Below are 18323 nucleotides of genomic sequence, written 5' to 3' on the forward strand. Positions count from 1 at the left end.
GTTGATGAATGACCTTGATGACCAGTCTTGAATGTACCAGCTAGACCACCGAATTTCATCTTGTAAACAACAGTTCGTTTACAAGGGTTGCACTTGATATAAAAAATCGGGCCCAGCTAACTGGGCCCGACTTCAATACTGCCAGGGACAAGTCCCCAATCAGCAGATTACTTTTTCTTTTTTGCCTTTGGGTTTGGCAGATCTGTGATTGAACCTTCGTAGATCTCGGCCGCCAGCCCTACAGACTCGTGCAGAGTCGGGTGAGCATGAATGGTCAGCGCCAGATCCTCGGCATCACAACCCATCTCGATAGCCAGGCCGATTTCACCCAGCAACTCACCGCCGTTGACACCCACAATGGCACCACCGATCACTCTATGAGTCTCTTTATCGAAAATCAGCTTGGTCATACCTTCGCTGGCATCGGAAGCGATAGCACGGCCACTGGCTGCCCATGGGAAGGTCGCGGTTTCGTATGCTATGCCCTGCTCTTTGGCTTCTTTCTCGGTCAGACCAACCCAAGCCACTTCAGGATCTGTGTAAGCAATAGATGGGATAACCTTAGGATCGAAGAAGTGCTTCATACCGGCAATCACTTCTGCGGCCACATGGCCTTCATGCACACCTTTGTGAGCCAGCATTGGCTGACCAACGATATCGCCCACGGCGAAAATGTTGGCCACATTGGTACGCAGTTGCTTGTCGACATTGATAAAGCCACGCTCATCAATCTTGACCCCGGCCTTGTCAGCATCGATCAGCTTGCCATTTGGAGTACGGCCAATGGCCACCAGCACTGCGTCGTAACGCACTGGCTCGGCAGGTGCCGACTTACCTTCCATAGACACATAAATACCGTCTTCTTTGGCTTCAACTGCTGTTACCTTGGTTTCCAGCATCAGGTTGAATTTCTTCTTGATCTGCTTGGTAAAGACCTTAACCACGTCTTTATCAGCCGCAGGGATCACCTGGTCGAACATTTCAACCACATCGATTTCACTGCCCAGAGACGAGTAAACAGTACCCATTTCCAGACCTATGATACCGCCGCCCATCACCAGCATCTTGCCTGGGATCTCTTTCAGTTCCAGTGCATCGGTAGAGTCCCAGATACGTGGATCTTCATGCGGAATGAAAGGCAGCTGAATTGGACGAGAGCCGGCAGCTATGATGGCGTTGTCAAAGTTAACCACTGTGGTTTCACCGTCGGCACCTTTCACTTCGAGGCTGTTGGGGCCAGTGAACTTACCGAAACCGTTAACCACCTTCACTTTACGCATCTTGGACATGCCGCCAAGACCATTGGTCAGTTGGCCGATCACTTTCTCTTTAAAGCCACGCAGCTTATCGAGGTCTATCTTTGGCTCACCGAACACAACACCGTGATCCGATACCGCTTTGGCCTCTTCAATCACTTTGGCTACATGCAACAGGGCTTTGGAAGGAATACAACCCACATTCAGGCATACGCCACCCAGAGTGCTGAAACGCTCAACAATCACTGTCTCCAGGCCTAAATCTGCTGCACGAAAAGCCGCAGAATAGCCAGCAGGGCCAGCACCTAATACCACTACCTGAGTTTTGATTTCGTTACTCATTTTTTCCTCTGATTTCTTTCATTCCGTTGGGGACAGCCAGCCCAACCTGCGATACGCCAGCTCGAAAGTGCTTGTCTCGTAAGGTGGGCGCATTTTAACCCGTGTTTGACACTGATCACAATAAACAAAAGGCCGCCCCGAGGGGCAGCCTGTTGTGTTAGAGGATCATTGTACGAATATCGGACAAGATCCCTGACAGAGTGACACTGAAGCGTGCCGCCATCGCCCCGTCGATCACCCGGTGATCATAAGACAGTGACAGTGGTAACATCAGCTTTGGCTCAAACTCTTTACCGTTCCACTTCGGCTTAATCTCAGACTTGGACACCCCGAGAATTGCCACATCAGGATAGTTGACGATAGGCGTAAACGCGGTACCGCCGATCCCCCCCAGGCTGGAGATAGTGAAACAGCTGCCTTGCATGTCGGCCGCCTTAAGCTTGCCGTCACGGGCCTTGATCGAAATTTCGGTCAGCTCGCGGCTGAGCTCGATAATCCCTTTCTGGTCCACATCACGCACCACTGGCACCACCAAACCGTTTGGCGTATCGACCGCCACTCCTATGTGGTAGTACTTCTTGCGGATCAGCGATTCACCATCCGGGCTCAGGCTGGAGTTAAATACCGGGAACTGCTGCAGCGTCTTGGCAACCGCCTTCATCATGAACACCAACGGAGTGATCTTCACATTCAGCTTCTGCTTGGCTGCCAGTTCGTTCTGCTGCTTACGGAAAGCTTCCATCTCTGTGATATCAGCCTCATCGAACTGAGTCACATGGGGAATGGTCACCCAGTTGCGGTGCAGGTTAGGGCCGGAGATCTTCTGGATCCGGGTCAGTGGCACTTGTTCCACTTCACCGAACTTACTGAAATCTACCTTAGGTGCATCAATAACCTGCAGACCACTGCCGCCGCCGACAGAAGTCGCCGCCGTGGCCTTGGGCCGTGACAGTTCATATTTCACATAGGCCTGCACATCCTCTTTGAGGATACGCCCCTTGCGACCTGTACCTTTCACCTGAGTCAGATCAACACCGAACTCACGGGCCAGGCGACGTACCGCCGGAGAAGCGTGTACCGCACCTGTGTTAGGCTGGGCACCGGCACTCGGATGATGCGGCACAGGTGGGCGACTCTGCGCTGCAGGCGCGGCCGCCGGAGCTGGGGCTGGAGCCGTCTGAACAGGGGCTTCTGCCGGTGCAGCAACTGCTGCAGGAGCGGCGCCTTGAGTCTCAACCGTGGCAATCACGCTACCCTGAGACACCTTGTCACCCACTTTAACGGTCAGAGAAACCAGCTTGCCACCGAAGGGCGCCGGCACTTCCATGGTCGCCTTGTCGGTTTCCAGCGTGATCAGCCCTTGATCGGCACTGATCTCATCACCTACCGCCACCAGCACTTCGATAACGTCCACATCGGCAGCATCACCGATATCGGGAACCGCAATCTCTTTCACTGCAACTGTGGCAGGCGCGGCAGCCTGAGCAGCCACCGGCTGTGCGGCTTCAGAAGCCGCTGCTTGTGGCGCTTGCGGTGCATCAGAAGCAGCAGCGCCAACTTCCAGCAGTAACACCAAAGAGCCCTGGGAAACCTTGTCGCCAACCTTCACTTTCAGTGACTTGACTGTACCCGCCTGAGGCGAAGGTACATCCATGGTCGCCTTATCGGTTTCCAGCGTGATCAACCCGGCGTCGGCTTCGATAGCCTCACCTTCGCTCACCAGCACTTCGATAACATCGACATCTGCGGCATCGCCAATATCCGGCACTGTCACTTCGATGACCTGGCTGCCACCGGCTGCAGGTGCGGCCGGCGCCGCCTGTTCTGCAGCAGGAGCGGGAGCCGCTGCCGGAGCAGGCGCGGCTTCAGCCTTGGGCGCCTCTGCAACAGCTGCAGCTTCTGCGCCTTCGGCAGCCATCAAGGCTATCAAGGTGCCTTCAGACACGCTGTCGCCAACGGCCACTTTCAGCTCTTTGAGCACACCGGCGAAGGGCGCAGGAATATCCATGGTCGCCTTGTCGCTTTCAACGGTAATAATGGAGTCTTCAGCCGCCAGGCTGTCACCCACATTGGCACAGATCTCAATAACCTGTACCTCGTCCCCGCCAATATCGGGAACCAGTACTTGTTTCATATCAGCCATTCTGCTTCACCTCTTACGCGTGCTGTGGGTCGATCTTGTCGGCGTCGATGCCATATTCGGCAATGGTCTTGGCCAAAACATCTACCGGCAGCTCGTTGCGGTCCACCAGCGACTTGAGCGCAGCAACCACGATGAACTTGGCATCCACTTCGAAGTGGTGACGCAGGTTGGCGCGGCTGTCAGAGCGGCCGAAACCGTCGGTACCCAGCACCTTGTAGTCACAAGGCACGTAAGCGCGCAGCTGCTCGCCATAGATCTTCATGTAATCGGTCGCCACAATCGCAGGCGCATCTTTTGCCAGCACTGTGCTTACATAAGGCACCTTGGCGGTTTCAGTTGGGTGCAGCATGTTCCAGCGCTCAACCGCCTGACCATCACGCGCCAGTTCGTTGAAGCTGGTAACGCTGAACACATCTGTGCTGATACCGAAGTCTTTCGCCAGCGCCTGTGCCGCCTTGCGTACTTGCTCGAGAATAGTGCCGCAACCCATCAGCTGGACTTTGCCTTTACCGGAACCGGCAACGCTTTCCAACTTGTAGATACCCTTGACTATGCCCTCTTCCACGCCTTGTGGCATTTCAGGTTGAACATAGTTCTCGTTCATTGTGGTCAGGTAGTAGAAGATATCTTCCTGATCTTCGCCATACATGCGGCGAATACCATCCTGAACGATAACGGCAATTTCATAACCATAGGTTGGGTCATAGCTGATGCAGTTAGGAATGGTGTTGGCCAGAATATGGCTGTGACCATCCTGGTGCTGCAAACCTTCGCCGTTCAGCGTAGTCCGGCCGGAAGTACCACCGACCAGGAAGCCACGGGCGCGCATGTCGCCGGCAGCCCAGGCCAGATCGCCGATCCGCTGGAAACCGAACATGGAGTAATAGATGTAGAAAGGGATCATCGGCGTATCATTGACCGAGTAGCTGGTCGCAGCCGATACCCAAGAGGACATGGCGCCCAGCTCGTTAATCCCTTCCTGCAGCACCTGACCGGACTTGTCCTCACGATAGTAAGCAACCTGATCCGCATCCTGAGGCACATATTTCTGCCCTTCGTGAGCATAGATACCCACTTGACGGAACAGACCTTCCATACCAAAGGTACGGGCCTCATCCGGGATGATAGGTACTATCTTCTTACCTATGCCCTTATCTTTCAGCAAGGCAGTCAATACCCGCACAAAGGCCATGGTAGAAGAGATCTCACGGCCGTTGGAGCCTTTGAGAACCGCATCAAAAATTTTCAGTGAAGGCACTTGCAGCTCTTCGCTGAACTTCTGCCGACGGGCAGGCAGATAACCCATCAGGGCCTCACGGCGTTCCTTGAGGTATTTAACCTCTTCGGAGTCCGGTCCCGGATGGTAGAAGGGGATTTCATCCAGCTTGTCATCAGGGATTGGGATGTTGAAGCGATCACGGAAGTGACGAATGGCTTCAATGTCCATCTTCTTGACGTTATGGGCAATGTTTTTGCCTTCACCGGCATCACCCAGACCATAACCTTTCACTGTCTTGGCCAGAATAACGGTTGGGCGACCCTTGGTCTTCTTGGCTCTATCGAGCGCGGCGTAAATCTTCACCGGATCGTGACCACCACGGTTCAGGCGCCAGATGTCATCGTCTGACATGTTGGCTACCATCTCGGCGGTTTCAGGATACTTACCGAAGAAGTGTTCACGGGTCCAGGCACCGCCTTTGGCTTTACAGTTCTGGTATTCACCGTCAACGGTTTCGTTCATCAGTTGCAGCAGCTTACCGCTGGTATCACTGGCCAGCAATGGATCCCAGTAACGGCCCCAGATAACCTTGACCACTTCCCAACCGGCGCCGCGGAATTCACCTTCCAGCTCCTGGATGATCTTGCCGTTACCGCGTACAGGGCCGTCGAGACGCTGCAGGTTACAGTTAACGATAAACACCAGGTTATCCAGCTCTTCACGAGCGGCCAGACCGATGGCACCCAGCGCTTCCGGCTCGTCACACTCGCCGTCGCCCAGGAAGCAATACACGGTTTGCTCGGAGCAATCCTTGATACCACGGTCAGTCAGGTACTTAAGGAAGCGCGCCTGATAAATGGCCTGGATAGGGCCCAGACCCATGGAAACCGTAGGGAACTGCCAGTAATCAGGCATCAGCTTGGGATGCGGATAGGAGGACAGGCCTTTGCCATCCACTTCCTGACGGAAGTTGGCCAGCTGTTCTTCACTCAGACGACCTTCGAGGAAAGAACGGGCATAGATGCCGGGGGCAATGTGGCCCTGGAAGTAAACCAGGTCGCCGCCGTCTTTCTCGTTGGGAGCACGGAAGAAGTGGTTAAAGCACACATCATAGATAGTGGCACTGGATGAGAAACTGGAAATATGACCACCAAGCTCCAGATCTTTCTTGGAACCACGCAGTACCATAGCCAACGCGTTCCAACGCACAATGGCGCGAATGCGACGTTCCATCTCCTGGTTGCCCGGCATATGAGGCTCTTGCCCGGCAGGAATGGTATTCAGGTAAGCAGTAGTGGCAGTGTAAGGCAGGTGAGTACCGTTACGGCGAGCCTTGTCGATCAGCTTTTCCAACAGGTAATGAGCACGTTCGGGACCTTCCTGCTCCAATACGGCTTGCAGGGATTCTACCCATTCCTGTGTCTCTAACGGATCCAAGTCTTGTAGCATATTTTCAGACATGACACTGTCCTTCTATACATTGTATTAATAGTGATTGCGACGTCCTAAGGTGGGCACTGGGCCGACCCTGGGCTACACGCCGCTCTTCAAACGGCGCAAGCTACGCTGCAACCGGCTATCTTCTTCCCGTACCGACAACATGACTTCCTCGATATAACTCAAGTGGTCATTGGACGCTTCACGCGCGGCTTCGGGATCGCGGCGAATAATAGCGGCCAGCAAAGCCCGCCTATGTTTATTCGCCATGGATGAAGCTTCTTCACGACGGCTCAGAAGCTCCAGGTTTTGCGCCACATTCTGATGCAGCACAGGAGTTAAACTCAGCACCAGGTGCAGCATAGCAACATTATGTGATGCCTCGGCTACCGCCCGGTAAAAATGCACAATGGCGGCCGCTTGCGCTTCAATTCCCTCGGCGTCTTCCACTTCCTGGATCATTCGCTGGATATTCTGCATATCGGCGTCAGTTCCGCGCAGGGCGGCAAAATAAGCCATCATGCCTTCGGTGGCATGACGGAACTCCAGCAAGTCATATTGACTCTCCGGATCACCCTGCATAAGTTCGACTATGGGATCGGCAAGACTCTGCCACAACTGTTCTTTAACGTAGGTACCACCGCCTTGGCGGCGCAGCAATAATCCTTTTGCTTCCAGCTTTTGAATCGCTTCCCGCAATGAGGGACGGGAGACTTCAAATTGCAACGCCAACTCGCGTTCAGGAGGTAACTTCTGACCCGGCTGCAAGCTGCCTTCTAGGATCATCTGCTCCAACTGATTCATGATGACGTCAGAAATCTTTGGCTGACTGATTTTGCTATAAGCCATCTGGCCCTCAGCTCCTATTGTAAATTGGTCTTACCAATTTCTACGAGTGAGCGCACTTTATCAAATCACACTTTTAAAGTCCAGTTAGTGATCTGCATCAAGTCAACTCACGATGTGTGAGCATAGCCTATATTTTTCCCTCTGGGGTCAGACCAATTAACAAGCAGCTTTGGGCCCTGTTTGCGGCAAAGCCCTGGTTAAACCCAAGCCCCGCCGCAGCAAAACCGCAAACACACTTATTCGGCACTAACTCACCAGACCAAAAATGGTCAACAGCGACAAAATAGTAAGCAGTAAAGTTGAGTTACGCTTACTCAAGGCCAGCAGTGCCAAGGTAGACTGTACCGACACAGGCACATCTTCATCATCCGGCAGAGTTTCAGCAGCCAGCGCCACTTGGGTCACTATCTCCCTGGGCGTCGCCTCCCGTTTCAACGCCAACTGGCACCATAACGGAAAAGCATTGCTGAAATGACCGCAAAGCACATAACCAAAACCTATGATCCGTGCCGGCAACCAGTCGAGCCAATACAGCAGCTTATCTACCACAGGCCACTCTTTAGCCAAGCGTTGGCGCCTTTCATCAAAAAAACGCACGCTGCAATAAAATACCGCGCCTACCGGACCAAATAGGATAAAGAACAGCGCCACGGCGCCATAATAGCGGTAGTTGAGCCAGGCCACGCTCTGGCCTACCCTGGCGCCCAACTCGCGTTCGCTGACCGCATCCAGGCATTCACTGCAGTCCAGCTCTCCGGCGAAATGAAAACTGGCTTGCACATCACCGCGGCAAGCAGCCTGCACATATCGCTTAAATAAACGCCTTTGATATTGGTGGGAAAAACACACTACCGCCAGCGCCACCCACAGCAGCAGCGAAGGCAAGCCCCAAAACCATCCATCCACAACCCACAACGCCACTGCCACACTCACAGCCGGTAGCAAGAGCGCCAGTATCATGCCAGTTGTGGTACTCAGCTGGCTGTCGGTAAACATCTGCCTTTGATACCAGCGCAGCCCACTGTCCAACTGCCAACGAGCCGGCAGCAGTTTCAAACGTTCAACAATAATCGCGATCAACAGGGAAAACAGTGCCATCTCTTCTTCTCCATGCTCTCTTTAGGCCTGTGGCCATCTCAAAGCGACACGCGTCACAGCGCCTGCAGATACCTTTGCCAATCAAACCCCGGGCCCGGGTCTGTCTTGCGCCCAGGGGCAATATCGCTGTGACCTACTATTCTCTCTTTGGTGATATCCGGGTAGGCCAACCGTAAACTTTGGCTCAGGGTAATAAGTTTATGGTACTGCGCCTCGGTAAAGCCGGAATCATCTGTGCCCTCCAACTCTATGCCGACGGCAAAGTCATTACAGCCGCTACGACCGGCAAAGTTAGATACCCCGGCATGCCAGGCGCGCTGGTCGACCGAAACATATTGGCGCAATTCACCATCACGGCGAATAAGAAAATGCGCCGACACTTCCAGCCCCTTAAGCTCGGCAAAGCTGGGATCGGCTTCAGTATCCAAGGTTCCCAAAAACAGCTGCTCTATATAAGGCAGACCAAAACAGCCGGCTGGCAGACTGATATTATGGATCACCAGAAGGCTCACCTCGCCATCGGGCCTGTGATTAAAGTGAGGTGAAGGGCTAGGTTCAGCCTCTTTATACCAGCCTTCAACCCATAGTTGCTGCGCCAAATGCTCACTCCCCTGACTCTGATAACCATACATACAGCAGCACCTTGACTGTAGTCACATTGGCTCAAAATAACTTTGAGCCCAGCCACAGCCAATTGAACCTCCAACACAATACCAGCAGCGCCCCTTATTATGCTAATCTAGCAGCATAAATTTCCTCTATAATCCCGAGTCAATCAAGGACGCGTATCATGCTCGAAAATGATATCAGGGTCAGTGTCAAAGCCGCACTGGACGAAGATCTTGGCCACCAGAAGGCCTCCGAGGGCGATATCACAGCCCTGTTGATCCCGGCAGACAAATATGCCGAAGCTACCCTTATTACCCGCGAAGAAGGTGTTTTCTGCGGTAAAGCCTGGGCTGAGCAGGTATTTAACCAGCTCGGAGGCGAAGTGGCCCTGCACTGGCATGTGGATGATGGCGATCTTGTGCTGCCCAATCAGCTGCTGTGTGAACTCTCCGGCCCGGCGCGCCTGCTGCTCACCGGCGAGCGCACCATGATGAACTTTATTCAAACCCTCTCAGGCGTAGCCAGCCTGACCAAGATTTACTGCGACAAACTGGCGGGCACTCAATGCCGTTTGCTCGATACCCGCAAGACCCTTCCCGGCCTGCGGACGGCGCAAAAATATGCCGTCACCTGCGGCGGCGGCAAAAACCACCGCATAGGTTTGTTCGACGCCTTTCTGATCAAAGAGAACCATATTATGGCCTGCGGCGGTATCGCCAAGGCGATTGCGGCCGCACGTGCACTGCGCCCGGACAAACCTGTGGAAGTCGAAGTAGAAACCCTGCAGGAGCTGGCGCAAGCGCTGGAGGGCGGCGCCGATATTGTTATGTTGGACAACTTCGATGTCACCATGATGCTGCAGGCAGTAGAGCTCAATAATGGCTTTAAGGCCAAGGGACTGGGTGCCAAACTGGAAGTTTCCGGCGATGTCACTCTGGAAACCATAACTGCCTTCGCCCAAACCGGTGTCGACTTTATCTCGGTCGGCGCCCTGACCAAGCATGTACGGGCCATGGACCTCTCCATGCGCCTCAAAGGCTGAGATCTTGGCAGGCATGCCCCTAACGCCAGGGGTATGCCAATTTCAGCACAAATATCACCCCAGCAGGCGTTAACCGCCAAGCCCCGCCGTTAACCGCACAATACTCATCCGCTTGCCATTGCAGCTTGCAGCATCTGCGCCTTATTCTCAGTCAAGCTCTCGCCACTCCACTGAAAACCGCCGCCCCAAGCCCGCCGCTCCAAGACGGCTCCTGCCCTGACTCTACCCAAGCTCAGCCCCTAACTCTGCCCCTGACTCAGCCCCTGGCCCGTCAGATGACTTTATCCCAGGGTAATATTCGTCCTCAGGCAGGCACGGTTTGTGTACCTCACTCGGCACCAGTATAAAACTCATGCATAAAGTCCATGCATAAAGTCCATGCATAAAGCCCGTGCACAAAGTCCATGCATAAAGCCCATGCATAAAGTCCATGCATAAAGTCCATGCACAAAGTCCATGCACAAAACCTGTGCATGAAACCCCACATAGGTAAAACCAGCTATAAAAAACCACCCATTCCCCGCCAAAAATCCACCCCAAAATCCGCTCCCAAACAGCCCAACAAAACAAAACAAACCATTAACAACCTTATTTACCACCAAAGGGGAGCCAAGCATTTTTTTGACAACGCCACATCCCTGACACAAACAGGGCAAAGCGTCAAAATATTGTTACCAGCAAAACTTGGTGGTGGGTAACAATTTTGATTTTTTCCGCTATTTCAGGTGGTTTTTTCACTATTACAGATTCCCTTTTTAGTAACTTTATACTAACTTTTAGGGCAGGCGAGATGGCCGCGTCGGCCAACCTCACCGACAAGGTAACCACCCAAACTGCTATTTTATGACACACAATAAAGTTACAAATGTAAAAATTGTGATTTGAGTAAATGCTCAGTTCCTTGAGGTGCGGTTTGCCGGAACGACATACGATAAACTTAAATGGTTTTGCTGAACTGATTGAGTCTGGATCCAGATAGGCTTTGGGGTCATCCCCACTAAGCTGGCAAGCCGGGAAAACCGCCTGAATATTTACAGGCATCACAGGAATACGAGTAACAGGGAATCGAGTTACCGATTCACTCAAGACGGCAACAATGGAGAAAGCAAATGAAAGGTATCAAACTCAACAAGCGTGCTCAGGGCTTTACCCTGATCGAATTGATGATAGTTGTCGCGATCATCGGTATTCTGGCGGCCATCGCACTACCTGCGTATCAAACATATACAGATAAAGCAAGATACACCGAAGTCGTCGCTGCTGCTGGTGGGGTTAAAACTGCTGTAGAAGTTTGTGCTCAAACCGAGGGCGGATTTACCAATTGTGCTGCATCAACTACAGCTAACCCAACGAGTGTTCCTGCGGATGTTACAGGCATAACAGTAGGTGCCTATTCAGGAATTGCTTGGGCCACAACATCAAATACAGCGGGCACAATAACAGTTACACCTATAGCCAAAGGTGGAATAAAAACAACAGATACATATGTATTAACAGGAACATATGACACCACATTAGGCCGAGTAACTTGGGCAGATAACTGTAGTAAATTCTGTTAAAAAAACTGCCGAAGATACAAGATGCCTACCACCGGCCTCCATCTGGGATTATCGACCCTATTTATCCGTAAGGGGCTGCTCAACGAGAGCAGCCTGACGGAGGCCATCAAGCAGTCGCAAAAAGACAAGCAAGCCCTGGTCACCACCCTGGTGACCAGTAAGCTTTTATCTGCCCGCAGCATAGCCGAGCTCTGTTATGAGGAGTACGGCACCCCGCTGCTGGATCTCAATGAGTTTGACCTAAGCAGCATTCCGGATGAGTTTCTCAACAAGAAACTGATCGACAAACACAGATGCCTGCCGCTGTTCAAGCGCGGCAATCGCCTCTATATTGCCACCTCGGATCCCACCAATATCGCCGCCCTGGAAGACTTTCAGTTCAGCGCCGGCCTGCATGCCGAAGCGATACTGGTCGAAGAGGACAAGTTAGCCAAAGCGCTGGAAAAGGTACTGGAAGAGGACTTGAGCTCGCTGGATCTCGATGGCCTGGATGAAGAGTCCCTCGCCGGCATCGAAGTCACAGATACCGACAAGCGCCCGGAAGATAATGAAGGCAAGGACGATGCCCCCATCGTCATCTATATCAATAAAATTCTCACCGATGCCATCCGCAAGGGGGCGTCGGATCTGCACTTCGAGCCCTACGAGAAGCGCTACCGCATCCGTTTCCGTATCGATGGCATACTCCATGAGGTGTCCGAGCCGCCGATTTCACTTTCCGGGCGGATATCGGCGCGACTGAAGGTGATGTCCAAGCTGGATATCGCCGAGCGCCGGGTGCCCCAGGATGGCCGCATCAAGATGCGGCTGTCGCGCAACAAGAGCATAGATTTTCGGGTCAGCACCCTGCCCACCCTCTGGGGCGAAAAGATAGTGATGCGGATCCTCGACTCCTCTTCGGCGCAGTTAGGAATCGAAAAACTCGGTTACGAGGAAGACCAGAAACAAGCCTATATGGAGATGCTGGCAAGACCCCAGGGGATGATCCTGGTTACCGGCCCCACGGGGTCGGGGAAAACCGTGTCCCTCTATACCGGCCTCAATATTCTCAATACCGAGGAGCGCAATATCAGCACCGCTGAAGATCCGGTGGAGATTAACCTCGAAGGGGTTAACCAGGTGCATATCAACCCCAAGGCCGGGTTAACCTTCGCCTCGGCGCTGCGCTCCTTCCTGCGTCAGGATCCGGACGTGGTGATGGTAGGGGAAATTCGCGATCTGGAAACCGCCGAAATCGCCATCAAGGCGGCACAAACCGGCCACCTGGTGCTCTCGACCCTGCACACCAACTCATCGGCCGAAACCCTCACCCGTTTGCTCAATATGGGCGTACCCGGCTACAACATTGCCAGTTCGGTCAACCTGATTATTGCCCAGCGCCTGGCCCGCCGTCTCTGCCCCGAGTGCCGACAAGCGGAAGAGATCCCCGAACATGAACTGCTGCAGCTGGGCTTCAGCCAGCAACAGATAGATAGCGGTTTTACCGTTTATAAGCCCTGCGGCTGTGAGCACTGCTCCGGCGGTTACAAGGGCCGGGTCGGTATCTATGAGGTGATGAAGATGTCCGATGAAATTGCCAGAACCATTATGGAAGGTGGTAATTCACTGCAGATTGCCGCCACCGCCAAGCAGCAGGGAATGAGGGATTTGCGCCTGTCTGGCCTGCTTAAAGTCATTCAGGGCGTCACCAGCATTGCCGAGGTCAACCGGGTAACCAGTTACTGATGCCTGCCAAGCCAGACAGCGACTGTGATATCCAAAGCCGGCGTGCCAAAGCGTGAGTGCCATAGCATAAGCGCCACAACATGAGTGCTTAACGCCATTCGCTGCAGGCAGGCCAGGGTTAACCCGACTAAAATTATATGCAGGCACGGCAAACCGTTTATTCCAAGGAACTATTATGGCCACAGCAACGGCAACAGCTAAAAATAATAAAGCCAAAACCAAAGGTGCCAAGGCTCAAGCCAAGATCTACACCTTCACCTGGAAAGGTCTTAATCGCGATGGCAAGCAAAGCTCCGGCGAATTGCGCGGCGCCAGCATTGCCGAAATCAAAAGCTTACTGAAAAACCAGGGGATTAATCCCAAACTGGTACGTAAAAAGTCTGCCTCTCTCTTTGGCGGTGATAAAAAAATCAAGCCGATGGATATCGCGGTGATCACCCGCCAGATAGCCACCATGCTGGCCGCAGGTGTGCCCTTGGTGACCTCCATCGAGTTGATTGCCCGCGGCCATGAGAAAAACAAGGTGCGTATTTTGCTGGGCACTGTGCTGGCCGATGTTCAGGCAGGTATTCCCCTTTCCGACGCACTGCGCCCCCACAGGGCTTATTTCGATGATCTCTATGTCGACCTGGTGGCCGCCGGGGAACATTCCGGCTCTCTGGATGCGGTATTTGACCGTATCGCGACCTACAGAGAGAAAGCCGAGGCGCTCAAATCCAAGATTAAAAAAGCCATGTTCTATCCCGCGGCGGTAGTTGTGGTTGCCATAGCAGTTACTGTGCTGCTATTGCTGTTTGTGGTACCTCAGTTCGAAAGTATCTTTGCCGGCTTTGGCGCTGAACTGCCCGCCTTTACCCAACTGATAGTTAATATAAGCCGTTGGCTGCAAAGTACCTGGTATCTGTTTCTCGCGGCGATTGTTATCGGGGTTTGGCTGTTTGTCCGCGCCCATCGCAACTCGGAAAAGTTTCGTAACCGTATCGATGAAATGGTGCTTAAAATTCCCCTGATTGGCGAAATCCTCCATAAGGCTGCCATGGCCCGTTTCGCCCGCACCCTGGCTACTACCTTTGCCGCCGGGGTACCGCTGATTGATGGCCTGGAGTCTGCCGCCGGCGCCTCCGGTAACTATGTCTACCGCAAGGCCCTGCTGAATGTACGTACCGAAGTGATGGCCGGTATGCAGATGAACGTAGCTATGCGTACCACCAAGCTGTTTCCCGATATGCTGATCCAGATGGTGATGATAGGTGAGGAATCCGGTTCACTGGATAATATGCTCAACAAGATAGCCAATATTTATGAGATGCAGGTAGATGACGCCGTAGACGGGCTTTCCAGCCTGATTGAACCCATTATGATGGTGGTCATAGGTACTCTGGTAGGCGGTCTTATTGTAGGTATGTACCTGCCTATCTTCCAAATGGGTAACGTGGTAGGTTAAACCTCAGTATCAAAGCCGGTGCAATAATAACAAGCAGCACTTTTAACACCATTTTTAGGGCAGTGTAATATTCGATGTCAGACTTTATTGCCATATTGAGCCACAATCTGTGGCTCTTTCTTGTTCTCTGTTTTCTGTTTGCCTCTGTGATAGGCAGCTTTCTCAATGTAGTGATCCACCGCCTGCCGGTAATGATGAAGCGCGAATGGCAGCAGGAATGCAATCAATACCTGCAGGAATACCAACCCGAACTCACTAAACAGATAGGTGAAGCCAAGCTCAATGCTGCAATAGATAACTACCCGGCCAAGTACAATCTGTTACTGCCAAAGTCTGCCTGCCCCAAGTGTGGTGCTCATATCAAACCCTGGCACAACTTACCCATAATCGGCTACCTGATGCTTGGCGGTAAATGCGCCGCCTGTAAGGCCAAAATCTCGGCAAGATATCCTATGTTCGAGTTGTTGACGGCCCTACTCATTTGTACGCTCGGTTGGTATTTTGGCCCAACATTGCAGTTTGTTTACGCCACTATTCTGACCTTTGGACTGATAGCCCTCAGCGGCATAGATTTAGATGAGATGCTACTGCCTGATCAGCTTACCCTGCCGCTGCTGTGGCTCGGTTTACTGATTAATATCTCCGGCACTTTTACCAGCATTACCGATGCCACCATAGGCGCCGCAGCCGGTTATTTAAGCCTCTGGTCTATCTACTGGCTGTTCAAATTAATCACCGGCAAGGAAGGCATGGGCTATGGCGACTTCAAGCTTATGGCCTTATTTGGCGCCTGGCTGGGCTGGCAGATGCTACCACTGATAATTCTGCTCTCTTCTTTGGTGGGCGCCCTGGTAGGTGTGTTACTCATAGTGTTCAAGAACCTCAATCGGGGTAACCCCATTCCCTTTGGCCCCTATATTGCCATAGCAGGTTGGGTTGCCCTGGTGTGGGGGCAACAGATAGTTGACTGGTACTTGGGAACACTTTAAATGGCGAACTTTATTGTAGGCCTCACAGGGGGCATAGGCAGCGGTAAAACGACAGTAGCCAATCTGTTTGCCGAGCAAGGCATTGTCTTGGTTGATGCCGATATCATTGCCAGAGAAGTAGTCGCAAAAGGCTCAGATGGCCTTAAGCAAATTGGCGATAAATTTGGCCCTCAGATGCTGACACCTGAGGGCACCCTGAATAGGGCGGCGCTGAGGGAACAGATATTTCATCATCCGCAAGACAGGGAGTGGCTCAATGCCCTGTTGCATCCCATGATACGTACCCGCATGCTGGAACGGCTTGAGACGGCGGCTTCTCCTTATGTCATTATGGTGGTTCCCTTACTGTTTGAGAACGGCCTGGACAAACTGGCAGATCGCACATTAGTTGTAGATATTTCACCCAAATTACAATTGCAGCGAACTATTGAACGGGACATGGTGTCTAAGGAGCAGGTTCAAAACATTATCAATAGCCAGAGCGACCGCCAGAGCCGACTCGATAAGGCCGATGATGTGATTGACAATCAGGGAGAGATCGACGCGTTACAGGCCCAGGTACTGGCGCTGCATAATAAATACTTACAGCTGGCAGACATTAAAAATTCATGAACACGACAGAACTGATATTCGAACAGCCGCTAAATGAAAAGATCCGTAGTTATCTGCGTCTGGAATATCTCGCTCGTCAATTGGATAACAACCTGCAGCAAGATCATCAACACAGATGCTTCTATCCGCTTTTCTCTCTCTGTGAACTTACCGAACGCTGTGATTACCGCAGCGAAGTCATCAAAGACATCGACCGCCAATTAATCCAGCTGCAAAACTGGCAACAGCAGGAACAAGTCGATCAACAACAGCTACAGCACTATCTTGAACAATTCTCCCATGCCAGAGAAGAGCTGCAACGCCCGCAGCGTCCAGGTAGCCAGCTGAAACAAGACAGATTTATATCGGCGCTCAGACAGAGATTCAGTATGCCTGGTGCTTGCTGTAACTTCGATCTGCCACAGCTCCACTTTTGGCTGGCGAAACCTTGGGAAGAACGCAGCCAAGAGTATCGCCAATGGACCAACCACTTCAGGAGTTTACTGCAACCTATCAGCCTGCTGTTGCAACTAACCCGCATGAGCTGTGAGTACCGAGAGGCTGTCGCCCATGCCGGCTTTTATCAAGGCGATAGTCAACAAAGCCTGTCACTGGTTAGAGTCAAGCTTGACGCCGAACAGGGCTGCTACCCCACCATAAGTGGCCATAGGAATCGTTTTGCCATTCACTTTGTCCAGTTCGAACAGCAGAAACATTCAGACAGAACGGTCAAATTCCTACTGGCGACCTGCGGCTAAACTCTTTACCATGGGCGCCATCAGTTAGCCCGAGAGACACAAAAATGCCTATCACAGTTAAGTGCCCCACCTGTCAAAAAGAGGTGGAATGGAGCCCCGAATCCAAATTCAAGCCCTTCTGTAGCGAGCGTTGTAAACTCATAGATCTTGGAGATTGGGCCTCAGAGAAACATGCTATCCCGGTGAAGCCAGAATTTGATCAGCAAATGCTGGATGAGCTGGGTTACGATGAAGGCAATTTCTTCAAGGATCAATCATGACCAAAAGAGTTCATGTCGCAGTCGGTATTATCAAATCCGGCGAACAGATCCTACTGGCCAAGCGCCATGGGCATCTGCATCAAGGTGGAAAATGGGAGTTCCCCGGCGGTAAAGTCGAAACCGGCGAAACCGTCACCCAAGCGCTCGCCAGAGAACTCACAGAAGAAGTCGGCCTCAACATAGCAGATTCCACTCCTTTTATGTTGTTGTCTTATGACTATCCCGACAAACAAGTATTACTGGATATTCACCTGGTCACTGAATTCAGTGGTACGGCTTATGGTGTCGAGGGACAGCAAGTCGAGTGGGTACACTTGGAAAAGCTCCCGGAATACACCTTCCCGGACGCCAACCAACCTATTCTTGATAAAATCCTTACAGAGTTTTCAAACTAAGCCCTAAGCCAGCCGCCTAAGCTGGCTTTTTATTATCCCTGTCTTGTCGATGCAGATATCCCAAATCACCTCTGCAGAGGTCATCGTTGCTGGCGCAGGCTGGCATACTATGGATACGGCAATACCTTTCTCAAATCTCACTTTGATTAAGCTACCAGCCTATTCCCCAGATCTGAACCCGATGGAGCAAGTTTGGCAATGGCTCAGACAACACTGTCTTTCCAACCGAGTATTCGATTGCTACGAGCAAATTGTTGAGTAAGCATCCCGAGCCTGGAATACCTTCATTGAGAATACTGGTCGGGTGAAATCTCTGTGCTCCAGGGGCTGGATAGATCAGGGACTGGATAAATCTGACCAGATAAACCAGTCGAGCCATTCTCAACATATCCACAGCACCATCTCACATGGGGGCGAAAGACATCTGCTCATCAAGCACAGCTTGATAGATGGCTGTAGCGCGAAGCAGCTTGGCTGCGAGCTGAGGGGCACACACTGCGCCAGCAGCTTTGGGCTGCATGTTAAGTCGTGCTCGCTGGAAGCGAGACAAACAAAAAAGCCCTAGCATTCAGCTAGGGCTTTTTTGTTTGTTAGGCGTCTGGCGATG

At 52.3% G+C, this 18323-nt stretch carries 16 protein-coding genes and 1 pseudogene; 10 read left to right on the forward strand and 7 right to left on the reverse strand.

Features of this window, described 5'->3' with window-relative positions; all coding sequences use genetic code 11:
* Positions 1 to 167: 167 nt before the first annotated feature.
* The 6 genes from lpdA to ampD all read right to left on the reverse strand — a co-directional run bounded on the left by lpdA (position 168) and on the right by ampD (position 8976).
* Positions 168 to 1598 carry a dihydrolipoyl dehydrogenase gene (gene lpdA, locus ACMHXH_RS14795; protein ID WP_071476775.1) on the reverse strand — a complete coding sequence of 477 codons (1431 nt, stop codon included), beginning with the start codon at positions 1596 to 1598 and terminating at the stop codon, positions 168 to 170.
* Between the two features lie 157 nt (positions 1599 to 1755).
* Positions 1756 to 3741 (reverse strand): dihydrolipoyllysine-residue acetyltransferase, encoded by a 1986-nt coding sequence (gene aceF, locus ACMHXH_RS14800; protein ID WP_071476774.1) that lies wholly within the window; start codon positions 3739 to 3741, stop codon positions 1756 to 1758.
* 13 nt (positions 3742 to 3754) lie between these two features.
* Entirely contained in the window at positions 3755 to 6421 is a 2667-nt protein-coding gene (aceE, locus tag ACMHXH_RS14805) for a pyruvate dehydrogenase (acetyl-transferring), homodimeric type (RefSeq protein ID WP_101055960.1), read from the reverse strand.
* Positions 6422 to 6493: 72 nt separating this feature from the next.
* On the reverse strand, positions 6494 to 7246 hold the full coding sequence (gene pdhR / locus ACMHXH_RS14810; protein WP_039033589.1) for a pyruvate dehydrogenase complex transcriptional repressor PdhR: 753 nt from the start codon (positions 7244 to 7246) through the stop codon (positions 6494 to 6496).
* 246 nt (positions 7247 to 7492) lie between these two features.
* Positions 7493 to 8344, reverse strand: a complete 852-nt coding sequence (gene ampE / locus ACMHXH_RS14815) for a beta-lactamase regulator AmpE (protein ID WP_039033590.1) — start codon at positions 8342 to 8344, stop codon at positions 7493 to 7495.
* Between the two features lie 53 nt (positions 8345 to 8397).
* The gene (gene ampD, locus ACMHXH_RS14820; RefSeq protein ID WP_052247998.1) at positions 8398 to 8976 is read right to left on the reverse strand and encodes a 1,6-anhydro-N-acetylmuramyl-L-alanine amidase AmpD; all 579 of its coding nucleotides are present in this window, start codon (positions 8974 to 8976) and stop codon (positions 8398 to 8400) included.
* A 158-nt stretch (positions 8977 to 9134) separates the two neighbouring features.
* On the opposite strand from ampD, the gene nadC reads away from it, so the two are divergent.
* Entirely contained in the window at positions 9135 to 9995 is an 861-nt protein-coding gene (gene nadC, locus ACMHXH_RS14825) for a carboxylating nicotinate-nucleotide diphosphorylase (protein ID WP_039033591.1), read from the forward strand.
* A 660-nt stretch (positions 9996 to 10655) separates the two neighbouring features.
* Here nadC and ACMHXH_RS14830 read toward each other — a convergent pair.
* Positions 10656 to 11081 carry a hypothetical protein gene (locus ACMHXH_RS14830; RefSeq protein WP_143078424.1) on the reverse strand — a complete coding sequence of 142 codons (426 nt, stop codon included), beginning with the start codon at positions 11079 to 11081 and terminating at the stop codon, positions 10656 to 10658.
* Positions 11082 to 11104: 23 nt separating this feature from the next.
* Here ACMHXH_RS14830 and ACMHXH_RS14835 point away from each other — a divergent pair, with 23 nt between their 5' ends.
* The 9 genes and pseudogenes from ACMHXH_RS14835 to ACMHXH_RS14875 all read left to right on the forward strand — a co-directional run.
* Complete coding sequence (locus ACMHXH_RS14835; protein WP_071476773.1) at positions 11105 to 11554, forward strand: pilin; 450 nt, start codon at positions 11105 to 11107, stop codon at positions 11552 to 11554.
* 21 nt (positions 11555 to 11575) lie between these two features.
* Positions 11576 to 13279, forward strand: a complete 1704-nt coding sequence (gene pilB / locus ACMHXH_RS14840) for a type IV-A pilus assembly ATPase PilB (protein ID WP_071476772.1) — start codon at positions 11576 to 11578, stop codon at positions 13277 to 13279.
* 175 nt (positions 13280 to 13454) lie between these two features.
* Entirely contained in the window at positions 13455 to 14723 is a 1269-nt protein-coding gene (locus ACMHXH_RS14845) for a type II secretion system F family protein (protein WP_039033595.1), read from the forward strand.
* 74 nt (positions 14724 to 14797) lie between these two features.
* Positions 14798 to 15712 carry a prepilin peptidase gene (locus tag ACMHXH_RS14850; RefSeq protein ID WP_071476771.1) on the forward strand — a complete coding sequence of 305 codons (915 nt, stop codon included), beginning with the start codon at positions 14798 to 14800 and terminating at the stop codon, positions 15710 to 15712.
* A complete protein-coding gene (gene coaE / locus ACMHXH_RS14855; RefSeq protein ID WP_039033597.1) occupies positions 15713 to 16324 on the forward strand; it encodes a dephospho-CoA kinase in 612 nt (203 codons plus the stop codon).
* Complete coding sequence (gene zapD / locus ACMHXH_RS14860; RefSeq protein ID WP_071476769.1) at positions 16321 to 17061, forward strand: cell division protein ZapD; 741 nt, start codon at positions 16321 to 16323, stop codon at positions 17059 to 17061. The genes coaE and zapD overlap by 4 nt, the downstream gene beginning before the upstream one ends.
* Positions 17062 to 17105: 44 nt before the next feature.
* Entirely contained in the window at positions 17106 to 17321 is a 216-nt protein-coding gene (gene yacG, locus ACMHXH_RS14865) for a DNA gyrase inhibitor YacG (protein ID WP_039033599.1), read from the forward strand.
* Positions 17318 to 17716: an 8-oxo-dGTP diphosphatase MutT gene (gene mutT / locus ACMHXH_RS14870; RefSeq protein ID WP_039033600.1), complete on the forward strand. Its 399-nt coding sequence runs from the start codon at positions 17318 to 17320 to the stop codon at positions 17714 to 17716. The genes yacG and mutT overlap by 4 nt, the downstream gene beginning before the upstream one ends.
* Before the next feature lie 73 nt (positions 17717 to 17789).
* A pseudogene (locus ACMHXH_RS14875) lies at positions 17790 to 18047 on the forward strand (transposase); the annotation flags it as partial.
* Positions 18048 to 18323 lie beyond the last annotated feature (276 nt).

The organism is Shewanella sp. BJSY2023SW001 (assembly GCF_047314685.1).
Taxonomy (GTDB): domain Bacteria; phylum Pseudomonadota; class Gammaproteobacteria; order Enterobacterales; family Shewanellaceae; genus Shewanella; species Shewanella indica.